The 15,786-nt window shown below is 75.6% G+C and carries 11 protein-coding genes; 5 read left to right on the top strand and 6 right to left on the bottom strand.

The features are described 5' to 3' along the window. Positions 1–31: 31 nt before the first annotated feature. Together ACFP3R_RS21940 and ACFP3R_RS21945 are read left to right on the top strand one after the other, a co-directional pair. Positions 32–1,294, top strand: a complete 1,263-nt coding sequence (locus tag ACFP3R_RS21940; protein WP_380638240.1) for a hypothetical protein — start codon at positions 32–34, stop codon at positions 1,292–1,294. Further along, positions 1,291–2,349: a transporter substrate-binding domain-containing protein gene (locus tag ACFP3R_RS21945; protein ID WP_380638241.1), complete on the top strand. Its 1,059-nt coding sequence runs from the start codon at positions 1,291–1,293 to the stop codon at positions 2,347–2,349. Before ACFP3R_RS21940 ends, ACFP3R_RS21945 begins: the two co-directional genes overlap by 4 nt. A 48-nt stretch (positions 2,350–2,397) precedes the next feature. Here ACFP3R_RS21945 and ACFP3R_RS21950 read toward each other — a convergent pair whose 3' ends face one another. The 3 genes from ACFP3R_RS21950 to ACFP3R_RS21960 form a co-directional block, all read right to left on the bottom strand. Further along, on the bottom strand, positions 2,398–3,822 hold the full coding sequence (locus ACFP3R_RS21950; RefSeq protein ID WP_380638242.1) for a VWA domain-containing protein: 1,425 nt from the start codon (positions 3,820–3,822) through the stop codon (positions 2,398–2,400). 16 nt (positions 3,823–3,838) lie between these two features. Next, positions 3,839–5,965, bottom strand: coding sequence for a tetratricopeptide repeat protein (locus ACFP3R_RS21955; protein WP_380638243.1), 2,127 nt, complete (start codon positions 5,963–5,965; stop codon positions 3,839–3,841). Positions 5,966–6,207: 242 nt separating this feature from the next. Continuing rightward, complete coding sequence (locus ACFP3R_RS21960; protein WP_380638244.1) at positions 6,208–7,878, bottom strand: S1 family peptidase; 1,671 nt, start codon at positions 7,876–7,878, stop codon at positions 6,208–6,210. 357 nt (positions 7,879–8,235) lie between these two features. Here ACFP3R_RS21960 and ACFP3R_RS21965 point away from each other — a divergent pair, with 357 nt between their 5' ends. After that, the gene (locus ACFP3R_RS21965; RefSeq protein ID WP_380638245.1) at positions 8,236–10,290 is read left to right on the top strand and encodes a PIG-L family deacetylase; all 2,055 of its coding nucleotides are present in this window, start codon (positions 8,236–8,238) and stop codon (positions 10,288–10,290) included. A gap of 49 nt (positions 10,291–10,339) precedes the next feature. On the opposite strand, the gene ACFP3R_RS21970 is transcribed toward ACFP3R_RS21965, so the two are convergent. Both ACFP3R_RS21970 and ACFP3R_RS21975 read right to left on the bottom strand, forming a co-directional pair. Continuing rightward, entirely contained in the window at positions 10,340–11,503 is a 1,164-nt protein-coding gene (locus tag ACFP3R_RS21970; RefSeq protein ID WP_380638246.1) for a M23 family metallopeptidase, read from the bottom strand. A 92-nt stretch (positions 11,504–11,595) separates the two neighbouring features. Next, positions 11,596–12,174, bottom strand: coding sequence for a TetR/AcrR family transcriptional regulator (locus tag ACFP3R_RS21975; protein ID WP_380638247.1), 579 nt, complete (start codon positions 12,172–12,174; stop codon positions 11,596–11,598). A 111-nt stretch (positions 12,175–12,285) separates the two neighbouring features. Here ACFP3R_RS21975 and ACFP3R_RS21980 point away from each other — a divergent pair, with 111 nt between their 5' ends. Further along, on the top strand, positions 12,286–13,014 hold the full coding sequence (locus ACFP3R_RS21980) for an MBL fold metallo-hydrolase (protein WP_380638248.1): 729 nt from the start codon (positions 12,286–12,288) through the stop codon (positions 13,012–13,014). A gap of 195 nt (positions 13,015–13,209) precedes the next feature. Further along, positions 13,210–14,502: a Na+/H+ antiporter NhaA gene (gene nhaA, locus ACFP3R_RS21985; RefSeq protein WP_380638249.1), complete on the top strand. Its 1,293-nt coding sequence runs from the start codon at positions 13,210–13,212 to the stop codon at positions 14,500–14,502. 41 nt (positions 14,503–14,543) lie between these two features. On the opposite strand, the gene ACFP3R_RS21990 is transcribed toward nhaA, so the two are convergent. Next, a complete protein-coding gene (locus ACFP3R_RS21990; protein WP_380638250.1) occupies positions 14,544–15,677 on the bottom strand; it encodes a cytochrome P450 in 1,134 nt (377 codons plus the stop codon). Between the last annotated feature and the right edge of the window lie 109 nt (positions 15,678–15,786).

Here is a 15,786-nt window from a genome sequence, read left to right on the forward strand (position 1 = left end):
ATCAGCGCGCACGCACTCCCCGGGAGGTGGGTTGCCGGTCATCCGAACGCGATTACGCGGTGTGGTGGAGCGGACCGAGCACAGGTTCCTGGCGTTCGCCGTCCTCATCTCGGTCCTGGGGTTGCTCACCGCCTTCTCCGGGTGGGCGGCGCTGGACCTCCGGCAGGAGCGGGCCGCGGACGCGGCGGAGCGGCGGGCGGTGCTCACCGCGTCGGCGCTGGACGTGTACCGCGCCATGGCCGACGCGGACGCCCACTCGCTCAACGCGGTGCTGGTCAACCCCGAGCGGAGCGCCCCGCTGCGGCTGCGCTTCCGCGACGACGTCTCCGCCGCGACCGAGGCGTTGCACATCTCCTCGTCCAGGAGCGCGGGCACCGGGGACGACGCCTACGACCAGGTCTGGCTGCTGTCCCGGGTGCTGCCGCTCTACACCCGGCTGGTGGAGATCGGCTGGACCGAGAGCGACGCGGGCAACCCGGTCGGCATCTCGTACCTGTCCAACGCCTCCGCGCTGGTGCGCACCGAGATCCTGCCCGTCGCCGAGCGGCTGCACGCGGCGCAGAGCGACGCGGTGGTGCGGGCGCAGCGGGACGCGGGCGCGGTGCCGTGGCTGCCCCTGCTCTCCGGCGTGGCCACGCTCGTCGCGCTGGTCGCGGCGCAGGTGTCCGTCACGCGCCGGACCCGTCGCCGGGTCAACCCCGGGCTGGCCCTGGCCACCGCGCTGACCTGCGTCGCGCTGCTCGGCGGCGGCATCGTCATCGGGTTCGTCGCCGCCCGCGGCGCCGTCGGCGAGCGCGAGCTGTCGATCGTCGGGCCGCTGGCCGAGGCGCGCAACCTCGGCCGGGAGGCGGACGAGGCCGAGGCCCGCATCCTGATCTTCCCCAAGGCGGGCGACGTGTCCGAGCTGGACGAGACGTTCACCGGGATCGAGGAGCGCGTGACGGCCGCGGGCGGTGACGAGGTCGCCCTCGCGGCGATGCGGGCGTGGCGCGAGCACGACCAGGCCCTGCTCGGCCGGGTCCGGGGCGACGTCGACGCCGGACCGCCGGTGTTCACCGAGCTGGTGAAGTTGATCATCGACCCGGTCCCGGGCAGCGCGGACACGTTCGGCGGGCAGCTCGACGCCCGGCTGACCGCGCTGATCGACGAGCACCGGGCGGTGGCGACCGACTCCGCCGGGTCGGCCAAGGCGACCCTGGCGAACTGGGACGCGGTCGTGCTCGCGCTCCTGCTCGCCGCGGTCGTGTCCGCCGTGCTCGGCCTCGGCGTCCGGATCAGGGAGTACTACACGTGAGCAGAGCCCTCGCCCTCGTCGCCGCCCTCGCCTGCCTGACCGCGTGCGCCGCGCCCATCGAGGTCCCCGGTCCCACCCCCACCCTGCCGTCCGGGTCGGCGCTCGAACTGCCCCCGGGGTACCAGGAGAACCCCCAGCGCACCGCCGCCTGCTCGAACACCCCGACCGACAGCCTCGACCCCGCCACCGGCCCGCTGGGGCCGGACGGCCGACCCGACGGGCCCCACGTCCGCCGCGTCCGCGAGCAGGGCCTGCGGGTCGGGGTGAGCCAGACCGGGCAGTTCCGCAGCAAGCGGGACCTGATCACCGGCGAGCTGTCCGGCCTGGAGATCGACATCACCCGGCGGATCGCGGCCGCCCTGGGCGTGCCGGCGGGTGACGAGGGGCTGCGCATGATCGGCCTGCCCACCGGCGGCCGGCTGTACTCCCTGGACACCGGGGCCAACCGCACGGCCAAGGAGGGGGACGACCGGCTCGCCGACGTCCCCGAGGTGGACCTGGTGATCGCCGGCGTGAGCGTGACGGCCTGCCGGGTGGAGACGCACGACCTGCGGTTCTCCCGGCCCTACATGCGGACCCACAGCGGCCTGCTCGTCCGGGCGGGCCTGTCGGGCGTGGCCGGACCGGAGGACCTGGCCGGCGGCAAGGTGTGCTCGGGCGGGGGCACGACCAACAGCGACGAGATGATCGACGTGCGGGACCGGCAGCGCCTGGAGGGGCGGCGGGAGCTGGTCCCGGTGGCGGTGAACGACACCAGCGACTGCCTGATGCTGCTCCAGCGCGGGCTCGTCGACGCGGTCTACTCCGACGTGCTGATCCTGCACGGCTACCAGGCCCAGGACCCCGGCACGGTGCTGCTGGACCACCGCAGCCCGGTGACGACCAAGGCGGCCGTCGCGGTGAGCGGCGAGCAGGAGGACCTGCTCCGGTTCGTCAACGGCGTGCTCGACGACATGCGCCGGGACGGCAGCCTGGAGCAGGCGTACGACACCTGGTTCCGGGGGCTCGCGCCGCACCACCGGCTCCCGGTGCCCGAGGACCCGTACCGGCGCTGAGGCGGTCGTGGGGGCCTCGGGACGACCGGGCCCCGGCGGGCCCCCGCCTCAGACCGCGATCGGGCTGCCGCAGTCCCCGCAGAACGCCGACCCGGCGGGCCACCGCAGCGAGCACTCCGGACAGGTCACGTCGGGACCCGCCGCCACGACCGGCGACGCGGTCGCGGGACCCGCGACCGACTCCGAGGCCAGGCCGGACAGGGTCGAGCCCACGGCCACGGACAGCAGGTCCTCGGTGGCGAGGCCCTCCCTGACCCGGACCACGCCCTCCTCCGGCGCGCCGACGACCTCGACCAGGCGCAGCAGCCGCTCCAGCACCTTCCGGTTCCCGAGCCCGGTGGCCAGCGCGACCGCCCGCCCCCAGGCCGCCGCGGTGGCCTCCCGGTCGCCCCGGTCGTGCGCCACGCCGCCCTCCAGCACCGCCTGGCGCAGCTCGGTCTGCCCGGTGTACCGGGCGATCCTGGCGTCGATCCGGCTGGAGCGCTCCAGGTCGTCGGTGTAGTGCACGACCACCGACGACGCCTCGCCCACCCTGGTGAACGCGGTGGCGCCCGGCGCGCGCGCCTCCAGGTCCACCCGGGCGACCCGGACCCCGCTGCCGTGCGGCAGGCCGGTGGGGTCGACGGTGAGCCGCAGGTGGTACTCGCGGCTCTCCGCGCCCCACGAGCCGGTGGTGAACGCGGTGGTCCGCTCGTCCACCACCTCACCGCGCAGGTCCGCCTCGGAGGGGTGGGTCTGGCGCAGGAAGTCCAGCCGGCTCGCCGCCGTCGTCCGGACCAGCACGCGCAGCTCCGGCACGAGCTTGCCCATGGCGACGCGGGTCATGGCGGCGAAGTCCGCGGCCAGGTCGGCGGGCGCGCGGACGGCGTCGGCCGTGCCGTGCAGGGCCTCGGCGATGCGCAGCAGCTCGGTGGGCAGCCAGTCGGCCCCGATGCCCCGCGCGTCGCAGGTGAAGTCCGAGCCGAACTCCGCGAGCACCCGCTCCAGCTCGCCCTCGTGCTGGGCGTTGCGCCCGTCGGTGAGCAGGATGACGTGCCGCACTGCGGTCGGGTGCTCCCGCAGCAGCCGCCCGGCCAGGGTCAGCCAGGTCCCGATGGCCGTGCCGCCGGTGGCGGACAGGCGGTTCACCGCGTCCTTCGCGGCCCGCCGGGTCTCCGGGCCGGCGACGGCCAACCCCTTGAGGGGGAACACCTGCCGGGCCCGCTCGGTCCCCTCGACCACGGCGAACAGCGCGCCGTCGCGCAGCGCGTCGACGGCGACCTTGGTCGCCTGCCGGGCCGCGCCGATCTTGGTGATCGGGAACGACATCGAGCCCGAGCAGTCGATCAGGATCACCTGCGCCACCTCGGGTTCGGCGCCGGGGGACGCCTCGCCGCGCGCGGTCACCACGAGGGCGGCGTGCACCTCCCGGTCCGCCGGGGACAGGTACTGGTTCTGGCTGACGTGCAGGTCGAAGTCTGTTCGGTGCTCCACGGTCTCTCCGTCGCGGTCAGCGGAAGGTGAACGGGCGGTGCTCGTTGGCCAGGTCGACGAGGTCGGAGCGGTGGCCCCGGTCGGCGGTCTGCCGGGCCAGCGCGCGGTAGGCCCGCTCCAGCAGCGCCCGCAGGTCGTCCCCCGCCCGGCCGGCCGCCTCGGGGGCGGGCAGCAGGCCGAACCTGGCCTCGTGCACGACGGTCTCCAGGCGGGTGCGCGACTCGCCCGCCGGCTCGCCGCCGTCGAGGTAGAGCGCGCCCAGCCGGGCGGCGGCGTCGTCCAGGTCGGGCCCGGTGGGGTGGTCGTCGCCCGGCAGCGTGCCGCTGAGCACCCGCACGGCGGCGATCCGGGCCGCGTCGTGGTGCCGCGAGACGTCGGGCGTCTCGTCCAGCAGCGCGACCGCGCCCGCCCGGTCACCGCGCGCCAGGTGCACCCGGGCCAGCCCGAACACGGCGCTGACCACCGAGCGGTCGCGCCGCCACACCGCGAGGTAGTAGGGCTCCGCCGGTTCGGGGGTCCCCAGCAGCTCGGCGCAGCAGGCCAGCGCCAGCTCCGGCGCGATCTCCCCGGGCAGCGCGCGGCGCACCTCCTCGAAGTGCGACCGCGCGGCGGCGGTGTCCGCCGCGGCCAGCTCCACCAGGCCCTCGTGCCACCGCAGCCGCCAGTCCCGGTCCCCCTGGAGCTCGCGTGCCCTGGCCAGTCCCGCCGCCGCGGCGTCGGGTTCGCCGGCCGCCAGCCCCGCGCGGACGCGGGCGAACGCCACCTCCGCGGTGTCCAGGCCGGTCGCCTTGAGCTGGGCGAGCAGCCGCGGCGCGTCCTCGGTGGCGGGGGGCGCGGGCACGTCCGCGGCCGGGTCGTCGGGCCGCGGGCGGGGCATCGGCAGCCCGGTGGCGACCGCGATCGGGGTCGGCGTCCCGATGTCGAGCGGCAGCGCTCCCAGCGGCACGTCGGCCGCCCGGCGGGTCCACCGGGTCAGCGGCGGCACCGCGCCCAGCCCGGCGTCCAGCAGCACGGCGTTGTCCGCGAACAGCGCCGACGGCTCCGGCCGGGGCACGCCGTCGCGCAGGGAGGCGATCTCCCGCCGCACCCCGCGCAGCTGCCGGGCCATCTCCGCGGCCCCGGCGAACCGGCGCTCGGGCTCCGGGTGCCGGGCCCGCGCGCAGACCAGCTTGAACGACTCGATGCCCACCGCGATCCGCTGCTGCTCGCGCCCGTGCCGCTCGGCGGGCACCTCCTGGCCGGTGTGGTCGGAGGTCGCCCGGTACAGCTGGTTGAGGGTCTCCCCCACGGTGTGGATCTCCGAGGCGACGGTCATCCCGCGCGCGGAGATCTCCTCCGCGGACACCTGGTAGCGCCGGGTGATGACGATGGGCCTGCTGGTGTCGCCCGCCTGCCGCGCGCCGCCGAGGTCGATCAGCTTGATCCGGGTGTCCGGGTCGCTCCGGTCGGCCGGCCGGATCATCACGTTGTCCGGCTTGAGGTCGCAGTAGAGCATGTCCCGCTCGTGCAGGTGGCCCAGCGCGGCGAGGACCTGGAGGCCGCAGGTGATCACGTGCTCGGTCAGCAGCGGTTCGTCGAACCGGCTGTTCCCCTGCTGCGCCGCGGTGGCCACCACGTTGAGCGGCAGGCCCGGCACGTACTCCATCACGATGTACTCGCGCACCTTGCCGGTGCGCTCGTCGGGGTGCTTGACGAAGTTGTAGATGCCGACGATGTTCGGGTGGTCCATCTGGGTCAGCGCCCAGACCTCGAACGCGGTCAGGGCCGCGTGGGAGGCGTCGATCAGTCCTTTGAGGACGCAGTAGCGATCGTTGAGCCTGCTGTCCCTGGCCAGGTAGACCCAGCCCAGGCCGCCGTGCGCGATGGGGCCGCACACCTCGTACCGCTGCTCGACCACGTCGCCGGGCGCCAGGCTCGGCCGGAACGAGAACGGGGTGCCGCAGGACAGGCAGTGGCCGACGTCCTTCGGCGGGAGCCTCGTGCGGTCCGGGCACGCCTCGTTGGCGCACCGGCGCACGCCCTCGGGCACGCGGGGGTCGGGAAGCACGAGGCTCTCCGGGTCCGGGAAGGCGAAGTCGGGCAGCGGGAAGGGGTCGTCGGCCACGTCCGGCCGCCGCGCCGCGCCCGCGCCGGCGGGGGGCACGGCCCCCGAGCCGACCGGGCCGGCCGATCCGCCCCGCCCTGATCCACGCCGCCCTGATCCGCGCCGCCCGGACCCGCCCCGCCCTGATCCGCGCCGACCCGACCCGCGCCGACCCGATGTCGACCGGCCGGCGGACGGCGGGGTGGCGGACGGTGGCGCGACGAGGAGCGGCGGGAGGTCGCAGGTGTCGCAGTACCCGGTCTCGTCGATCGAGCCGGCGCACCCCGGTCGGGCACAGGCCGTCATCCGTCCTCCTCCGCTCGGCGTGCCCGCCCCGCTCCCGGGGGTCGCCCCGCCTTCCCCGCTCCGCCGGGCCCACCCGTTCCGCCGGGCTCACCCCGTCCTCCGGGCTCACCCCGTCCGCCGGGCCCACCCGTTTCCTCGGACCTCCCCGCGCCACCCGGCTCACCCGCCGGTGCCGCTCCCCCGGCCTCGCGGGCCCGGCGGACCGCGTCCAGGTAGGTGCGGACCGCCGCGATCGCCGCGGCCCGGTCCGGCGGGTCGGCGTTCAGCGCCTCGTCGGCCAACCGGTACAGCCCGGCGAGCACGATGTCCTCGTCGAGCCCGGCCTCGTTGGCGCCGGCGCGCGTGGCCTCCAGCAACCCTCGTGCGTCGTCCACCGCGCGGGCCTTGCGCGCCCGCCGCTCCGCCCGCTCCACCGCGCTCTCGAACTGGTCCAGCCGCCGGGCGGCGAGCACCGGGGACCGCTTGACCGCCTGGCGCAGCACGATCAGCCGCAGCGGCAGGTCCGTGTCGGCGGGCAGCACGTCGATGCGCCGTGCCAGCGCCTCCAACCGCTCCGCCACGAACCCGGCGACCAGCGCGCCGGCCGCCGACAGCCCCGCCGAGTCGTCGCGCCGGAAGCCGAGCACGATCCGGCCGCCGCCGTCGAGCACCGGCCGGATCACCTCCTCCACCAGCGCCGCGGGCTCCTCGGCCTCGTCGACGCCGTCCAGCACGATCGTCACCGGGGGCGCGTCGGCCCGCAGCCGGTCGCTCGCGCTCTCCACCGCCGACGTGGGCAGGCCCGCGCGGTCCACGATGCGCCGCGACACCTCGTCCACCGTGCGGCCGCTCACGTCGAGCGCCAGGTCCACGCCGCCCGGGTCGCCGCGGTCGGACCGCACGCCGGACGCCGCGACCGCCTGCCGCACCGCGAACAGCTCCGGGCCCAGCACCACCAGCACCGCCGCGCCCCGGCCGCGGTGGCGCAGCCACTCGCGCACCCAGTCGGCGTTGCCCGCCGGCGCCGCCGAGACGTCGGTGAACAGCGGGTCGATCCCGGTGTCGCCGACGACCCACCTCTCCACCACCGGCAGGTGCGCGACGACGGCCTCCACCGGGATCATCCAGGACAGGCCGGCCGCGCTGTCGCGGTACTTGGCGACCACGAGCCCCAGCACGGCGCCGGTCGCGTCGTCGGTCACCCCGGCCCCGCTGTACCCGACCCGCACCTGCTGCTCGGTCTCGGTCCGGAGGTTCATCTGCAACCACTCGGCCCCCGAGTGGCCGAACAGCGTCAGCCTGGTCCACACGCCGTTGTCCAGGCCGCGGGGGAAGCCCTGCGCGTGCACCGGCCGGTCGCGGGTGAACGCCATGCGCCGCAGCGCGGCGACGTGACCAGGGGGCTGCGGCGTCTCCAGCCGCAGCAGCGCGACGTCCCCGCGCGGCCCCTCCGCCTCCGGGACGCACAACCCGTCGACGACGCGGGCGCGGGAGGACGGCGCGCCGGGGACCTCCACCGGGTCGACCAGCAGTTCCTCCGCGTCGGCCACCACGTGCGCGCAGGTGAGGACGTTCGTGCGGCTCACCAGGACCCCCGCGCCCAGCACCCGGCCGTCCTCGGCCCGCCGGATGCGGACCCGCCACTTCTCCCGGCCGTCCCGCTCCCCGGCGCGGTGGGTGTCGAGCACCTCTCGCGGAACCGATCCGCCCGTCACCCCGACCCCCACCCGTCTCGACGCACACCTGACGATCGCAAGGTAAACCGAAAACGTTGCACCGCGTGGCCGGGAACCGCGAAGTGCCCGCATTCGGACGCACCGGGATTCCACCTGGTGTGGAAAGGAAGTCAGGCTGGTGGACGCCCCGGGCGAAACCCCCGTTTCGTCCTGTGTGGACTTCTCCGGACGCCGGCACCTCACCTCACCGGGTAGTTTTCTGCCCCGTCGTGCGACAAACCGGTCGCCCGGCGGCGCGTGACCGCACCATCGTGGGGCTGGACCGATCCGCGAACCGGTACCACAGCCCACCACCGCCGGGAGGTCACCGTGAACCCGCCCACCGCCGAGCCCACCGCGTCCTACGTCAACGTGGTCGCGCACGCCGACGACGACATCCTCTTCCTGAACCCCGACCTGGCGAACGCGATCACCGCGGGCCGGCCGAACGCCACGATCTTCCTCACCGCGGGCGAGGCGACCCGACCGGCCGGGCCCGGGAGGCCGGGCGACCCGCCGTGCGAGGAGTGCAAGGACGACGACGAGCTGGACCGGGAGGACTACGCCCGGTGCCGGCAGCTGGGCGCGCGGGCCGCGCACGCGCGCATGGCGGGCGTGGCCGACAGGTGGACCGAGGAGCTGGTCGTCCTCGCGTTCGGCGACCGCCGGTTCACCGTCGAGGTGCACACCCTGGACGCGCGCCCGGACCTCAGGCTGGTGTTCCTGGACCTGCCGGAGTTCGGGGACGTGAGCCAGGACGTGACCGTCCCCGACGGCAGCGGGAACTCTCCCCCGGAGCTGCTCGGGGCGAGCCTGAACCACCTGTGGTCCGACCGGCGCGGTTCGCGCACCATCGTGCCCAGCGGCACCAGGCTGTACGGACCCGACACCCGCACCTGGTACCCCGACCGCGCCCACCTGGTCGGGGTGCTGCGCGAGCTGTTCGCCCGGCTGCGGCCGACCGTGGTCCGCACCCTGGACGCCGACCCCGATCCCCGGTACGAGAACCCCGAGTGGATGCACGACCACTGCGACCACGTCATCTGCGCCCGCTTCACGACCGAGGCGGTGCGGGGCTACGACGGACCGGACGGCCGCCCGGTGACGCGGCTGGCGCCCTACCGCGCCTACAACACGCAGTACCTCCAGGTGAACCTGGACGACACCCGGCGGAAGGCCAAGAAGGAGGTCTTCGAGTCCTACGACCGCTGGGACGTCGGCACCTCGACGGGTGACCCCTACCTGGCCTGGACCAAGCGGATGGTCCACCGCCACGCCACCGGCACCACGTGGGCCGGGGTCAACCTGGACGGCCGGCCGCAGGTCTTCTCCGTCCAGGGCAACCGGCTGGTGACGTGGTGGCGCAAGAGCTCGGGCCGGTGGTCCGACCCCCTGGTCCACGAGGTGCCGGGCCCGCTCGCGCCGGGGGTGTCGGTGGCGGCGAACGAGGACGGCAGGCTCCAGGTGTTCGCCCTCCGGCTGGACGACCACGAGATCGTCTCGGCGTGGCAGGTCAAGCCGAACGGCGCCTTCACCGGATGGGCCGCGCTGGGCAACCCGAACCGGGGCGGCGACCTGGCCGGGCAGGTGAGCGCGCCGGTGGCGGGGCTGACCTCGGACGGGCTGATCCACGTGTTCGTCAAGAACGGCGGCAGCGGCCTGAGCGTGCTGGCCCAGGTCGAGCCGAACGGCGCGTTCGCCGGCACCTGGGAGGACGCGCGCGGCTGGGGGCTCCAGGAGGGCGTCGCGGTGGGGCTGGACCGCTCCGGCGGGGTCGACGTGTTCGGCTACGCGACGGACAACGGCATCGGCCGCATCCGGCGCTGGTCCGCGCCGTCGCAGGGCAGGGGCAAGGCCATCGGGCCGTTCACGCCGCAACCCGACCTGGTCTCGTTCGAGCCCGCCGGGCCGCCGTCGACGGCCAGGAGCCACGACCTCAGGCAGGACGTCTTCTACCGGCTGGCGGAGAACAGGGAGGGTGACCGCGCCGGGTCGGTCGGCCACACCTGGCAGCTCCCCGACGGGGGCTGGAGCACGAGGCCCGAGACGATCTCCGGCCAGGGCGGGGTCGGCGCGCCGGCCGCCTCGGACGCGCCCCGCCCACCGCTGCGGGACGGGCGGATGGACGTCTTCACCGCCAACCGGGGCGGCGGCGTCAGCGTGGTCCGGCAGGTCGCGCCGGACGGGGGGTTCGCCCCGGACTGGACCGACCTGCGCGGCTTCGTCGTCGGCCAGCCCGCCACCGCGGTGGACCCGACGGGGTTGGTCTCCGTGTTCGGGCTGACCGACGACGGAGGGGTGGTGGTGAGCAGCGAGCCGGCGGCCAAGGAGGGCGCGCGCCGCACCAGGACGTTCAGCGGCTGGATCAGGCTCACGGCGCCCTGACCCGGTGGTTCCGCCTCGGGGCCCCCGGACGCGCAGGGGCCCCGAGGGGTCAGCAGTTGCCGTTGAGCGCGCCGTTCACCCCGGTCCACAGGTAGGCGTCGGAGACCCACGTGCCGTCGGTCAGCCGGTTCCACAGCGCGGAGGTGCCCCACCGCCCGGTGTGGCTGGTGCCGTTGGCCGAGCAGGCGATGCCGACGGTGGTCCCGTCCGCCACGGCGCCCGCGAGGCCGTAGCCGGTGCCGGGGCCGGTGCGCCTGTTGACGGTCCCGCCGCCGTTGGCGTCGACGACGCCCTGCGTGAAGCCGAGCGCGCCGTAGTTGTACAGCGCGCCGCCCGCGTTGACGCGCGCGCTGCCGTGCAGCGCCGAGCCCTGGTAGGCCGCCCCGCCGGCCTGCGGCACCCACTTGCCGATGTTGTGCTGGGCGATGCCGACGTAGGCGTTGTGCTGGCGCAGCCCGAAGTGCACGTGCCGGCCCGAGGCGGAGCCGCCGCACGTGACGTCCGTGCCGGTGTTGCCCAGGAAGGCGCCCTGGCCGACGGCGGCGCCGTTGACGCTGATGCTGTTCCACAGGTGGTAGTAGTCGGTGGCGTAGCCCCGGTCGTGGATCACGCGCAGCCACCCGGTGCACATCGTGTAAGCCGCGCCGGCGCGGGCGGCGAGCACGCGCTGGTCGCCGCCCGCGAGGTCGAGCGAGCTCCACGGCGCCGCGCTGCCGGACCAGCCGTGCGGGCCGCTGGTCATGCTCCAGCTCTGGCCGACCGCGAACGGCAGGGCCATGCCGGTGCGCAGGTCGTTGCCCGCGGTGGCGCCGACGTCCCGGCGACCGTCCTGGCGGACCAGCAGCGCCCGCTCCTCGCCGCCGACGAGCGGGGTCCGGCCGGCGAGGTCGGCGAACGCGGGTTCGCCCTCCAGCGCGACCGTCCACGCGCCGCCGGCGCGGTGGGCGAGGAACAGCCACCCCTCGGGCAGCTGCTCGGAGCCCGGTCGGGTGGTCAGCACCGCGGTGCCGAAGGCCCAGTCGCCGGCCTGGCGGTCGGCGGCGACCCGGGCGGTCCGGTCGCCGGCGGCGGCGACCGGGGCGCGCTCGCGCATCTCGGCGACGACCACCTCGGTCAGGTCGGGGGGTTCGGCGGCGGTGGCGGGTGGCGACCAGGTGAGGGCCGCGGCGAGGGCGAGGGCGAGGGACGCGCCGGAGACAGTTCGGGTGGTCAAGGCGGCCTCCACGGGAAGGCGTTGCGGGGACACCCAGTATCGCGACCGCCAGGTGAATCAATCACCATGCAAACGGGTTAACCGTCATTTACCTACGGGAAGGGCCGGGTGCGACGACCCGCGAGCGAGTCCGCGAGCCGGGCGATCCCGTACTCGAAGGCGCGTCCGACGTCCCCGCCCAGGTTGAACGCGTCCGCCAGCTCCATGCTGACGAAGCCGTGCGCCCAGGCCGTGATCGTCCGCGCCGCCTCCAGCGCCTCGTCGGGCCCGGCCAGCTCCTCGGCGACCCGCAGGACCGACGCCGCCGCCGCGGCGAGCGAAGCGACGTCCGGCCTGCTCCCCGCCGGTCCCGCGGCGAAGATCAGGCGGTAGCCGGCCGGACGCGCGTGCGCGAACGCCCGGAACGCCCGGCACAGCTCCCCCAGGTCCTCGCGGGCGTCCCCGCCGGCCGCCACCGCGTCGAGCCGCCCGCCCAGGTCGCGGACGGCGGCCTCGGTGACCAGGCGGACGAGCTCGTCGCGGTTGCGCACCCGCTTGTAGAGCGACGGCGCCCGCACGCCCACGCGCACGGCGACCGCCTGCATGGTCAGGCTCGCCGGTCCCCCCTCCTCCAGGATGTCCCGGGCCGCCCCGACGATGTCGGCGAGCGTGGTCCGTTCGGGCGTCGGCATCGGTGCCCCTCCGGTCGGCGGTGGTGTCGCGCCCATCATAGCTATGGACGATAGCCATGATGGCTATGTACCATAGCCATCAACACCCGCCCCCGACGACAAGGCGCACCCGTGAAGCTCGGCAACAACCTGCACCGCGTGGGCAACGACCTGGTCGCGGTCCACCTGATCGCGACCGACGAGGGCGTCACCGTCATCGACGCCGGTCTTCCCGGCCACTGGCGCGAGTTCACCGCCGAACTGGCCGCGCTGGGCCGTTCCCCCGACGACGTCCGGGGCGTGGTCCTCACCCACGGCGACACCGACCACCTCGGCTTCGCCGAACGCCTCCGCCGCGACCACGGTGTTCCCGTGTACGTCCACGGCGCCGACGCCGCCCGAGCCCGCGGCGAGGCGAAGTCCCGGCCCACCTTGGGGCCGGTGAAGCTCGGGGCGGTGGCCCGTTTCCTCGGCTACACGGCGCGCAAGGGCGGCCTGCGCACCACCTACCTCACCGAGGTGACCGAGGTGGCGGACGGCGAGGTCCTCGACCTCCCGGGCGCGCCGCGGGTCATCGGGATGCCCGGCCACTCCCCCGGCAGCATCGCCGTCCACGTCCCCGTCGCCGACGCCGTCTTCGCGGGCGACGCGCTGACCACCCGCCACGTGCTGACCGGCCGGCGCGGTCCCCAGCCGGCCCCGTTCACCGACGACCCCGGAGAGGCCCTCGCCTCCCTCGACCGCCTGGCCGACCTGCGGGCGACCTGGCTGGTCCCCGGCCACGGCGCGCCCTGGGACGGCGGTGTCGACGAGGCGGTCCGCCGAATTCGGGCGGTGGCCGCCGACGCGGGAGCCCGGTGAGCCGGTCCTCACCCGCCGCCTACCCGGGGGAACGGCGGGCGGGTCCCGAACGGCAGGGCAGGCCGACCCCGGGACCGGTGGCCCACACCCGGATGTGCCGCACCACCGGGTAAGGTCGGGGTGTTGCCCGTGTTCGGGCATGGTGTGCCGGGAAGCCTGGTCGGCGATGTGATCCGACGACCCCGGGAGCTGCCCGTGCCTCGCGCCACCACCAAGCTGTTCGACCGGGGCACCTGGCCCGAAGCCAAGCGGATCGCCGACGTGCTGCGCATGGAGACCGTCGGCGGGGTCATCATGCTGGCCGCGGCGCTGCTCGGGCTGGTGTGGGCCAACTCCCCGTGGGCGCCGACCTACGAGGCGCTGCGCGGCGCCGAGTTCGGCTTCGCCCCCCTGCACCTGGAGCTGAGCGTCGGGCACTGGGCGTCCGACGGGCTGCTGGCCATCTTCTTCTTCGTCGCGGGCCTGGAGCTCAAGCGCGAGTTCGTGGCCGGCGACCTGCGCGACCCGCGGCGGGCGGCGGTGCCGGTGGCGGCCGCGTTCGGCGGGGTGGCGGTGCCCGCCCTGGTCTACGTGCTGGTCAACCTGGGCACACCGGGCGCCGCGTCCGGGTGGGCCATCCCGACGGCCACCGACATCGCGTTCGCCCTCGCCGTGCTCGCGGTGATCGGCCGGTGCCTGCCGACGGCGCTGCGGACGTTCCTGCTCACGCTCGCCGTGGTCGACGACCTGATCGCCATCGTGATCATCGCCGTGTTCTACACCGACGACCTGGCGGTGACACCGCTGCTGCTCACGGCCGTGCCGCTGGCACTGTTCACCGTGCTGGTGCAGCGACGCGTGCGGTCGTGGTGGCTGCTGCTGCCCCTGGCCGCGATGACCTGGGGGTTCATGCACGCCTCCGGGGTCCACGCGACCGTGGCCGGCGTGCTGCTGGGCTTCGCCGTGCCGGTGATCCGCCGCAGCCCCGGCGAGGGCCCCGGGCTGGCCGAGCACTTCGAGCACCGCTTCCGGCCGCTGTCGACCGGGGTGGCGGTGCCGGTGTTCGCCTTCTTCGCCTCCGGCGTGGCCCTCGGCGGGCTCGACGGCCTGACCTCCTCGCTGACCGACACCGTCGCCCTCGGCGTGATCGCGGGCCTGCTGGTGGGCAAGGTCGTGGGCATCACCGCCGCCACCTGGCTGGTGTCCCGGTTCACCCGCGCCCAACTCGACGACGACCTCTCGTGGATCGACGTGGTCGGCCTGGCCGTGCTGGGCGGGATCGGGTTCACCGTGTCGCTGCTGGTCGGCGAGCTGGCGTTCGGGGAGGGCACCGCGCCCTACGACGACGCCAAGATCGGCATCCTGCTCGGCTCGCTGCTGTCCGCGCTGGTCGCCACGGGAATCCTGCGCGCCCGCAACCGCGTCTACCGGCGCATCCACGAGGAGGAGACGCGGGACGACGACCGCGACGGCATCCCGGACGTCCACCAGCGGGACGTCGTCGACTGACGCTCGTCTCCTGTGGTCCGGGTCGTTCCGCAACTCCCGGGCTACGCGTTGACGGGGACCACGCGGAGCGCGAGGCCGTCCGGGGCGTAGAGGACGCCGCGCGACGGGCCCGGGTCCCGGTGCCGGCTCAGCCGGTGGGTCTTGAGCACCTCGGCCAGCAGCACCGTGAGCTGGACGAGCGCCGTCCGGGACGCCGGGCAGGAGCGCGGTCCCAGGGCGAACGGGAGGTAGCTGCCGGGGGCCGGGCGGAGGTGCCGGCGCTCCGGGCGGAAGGCGTCGGGATCGGGGTGGGCGGCCGCGTCCCGGTGGTTGAGGTAGGGGCTGAACACCGCGGTCGCGCCGGCCGGGAGGGGGGCGACGGGCGCGTGGAGCTGTCGCCGCAACTGCCACACGGGCGGGTGCAGGCGCAGGGTTTCCCGGACCACGCCCCGGCAGAACGGGAGGTCGGCGCCCGGCTCCGGGTGGGCGAGGGCCTCCGCTCGGGCCTGGTCCTGCGCGTCCGGGTGGAGCGCCAACCGGTGGAAGGTCCAGGCGAGAGCGGAGGCGGGGACGTGGTGGCCCGACAGCAGCAGGGTGCGCACGGTGAGGGTGATGTGGTGCTCCTCGAAGCCGTGGGCGGCCAGGAGGGCGGGCAGGCCCTCGGGGTCGGCGCGGACCCGGTGGCGGACGGCGTCGTAGGTGGCCCGCCGGGCGCGGTCCAGGCTGCGCCGACCCAGCACCGGCCGCCCGAGCACCGCGCGGGTGCGCCCCGCGGCGGACAGCTCCTCGTCCACGAGGGCGGAGAGGGTGGCCGAGGGCGCGCCCAGCAGGTGGGCCAGGGTGGCGTCGGACACCAGGCGGACGGCCGCGCGCACCCCGTCGACGACCCCGGGCACGGGCCAGGCCGCGGTGGTCCGCCGGGCCTGCTCGGCGATGGCCGGGAGCAGGGGTTCGAGGTGCGGGGCGGTCAGCACCGGCCGCAGGGCGCGCCGGACCGCCATCCAGGTGGCGGTGCCGTCCGGGCCCCACGAGGTGAGGTCGCGGCGCGGCGCGCTCCTGCCGGTCACCGCGTCCGGCGAGGCCAGGAGCCGCGCGGTCGAGGGAGGGTCGGTGACCAGCCACAGGCCGGGCCGCAGCTCGGTGACGCCGTCACCGGCCCTCGCCGCGGCGAGGAGTTCCTCCCGGGGGTCCCTCACGTCACCGGGCCGGGGCCGACCGGGGACGCCGTCGGCGGGCACTCCCCGGACGGCACCGGTTCACACCGCCGGGTAGGCGTAGTAGCCGGGGGACGAGAAGGGGCGACGC

It is taken from the genome of Saccharothrix lopnurensis (assembly GCF_042658445.1).
GTDB lineage: Bacteria > Actinomycetota > Actinomycetes > Mycobacteriales > Pseudonocardiaceae > Actinosynnema > Actinosynnema lopnurensis.

Excerpts from the sequence above, each read along its gene's own strand:
- ACFP3R_RS21975 (WP_380638247.1), bottom strand. The coding sequence starts at position 12,174 with ATGCCGACGCCCGAACGGACCACGCTCGCCGACATCGTCGGGGCGGCC.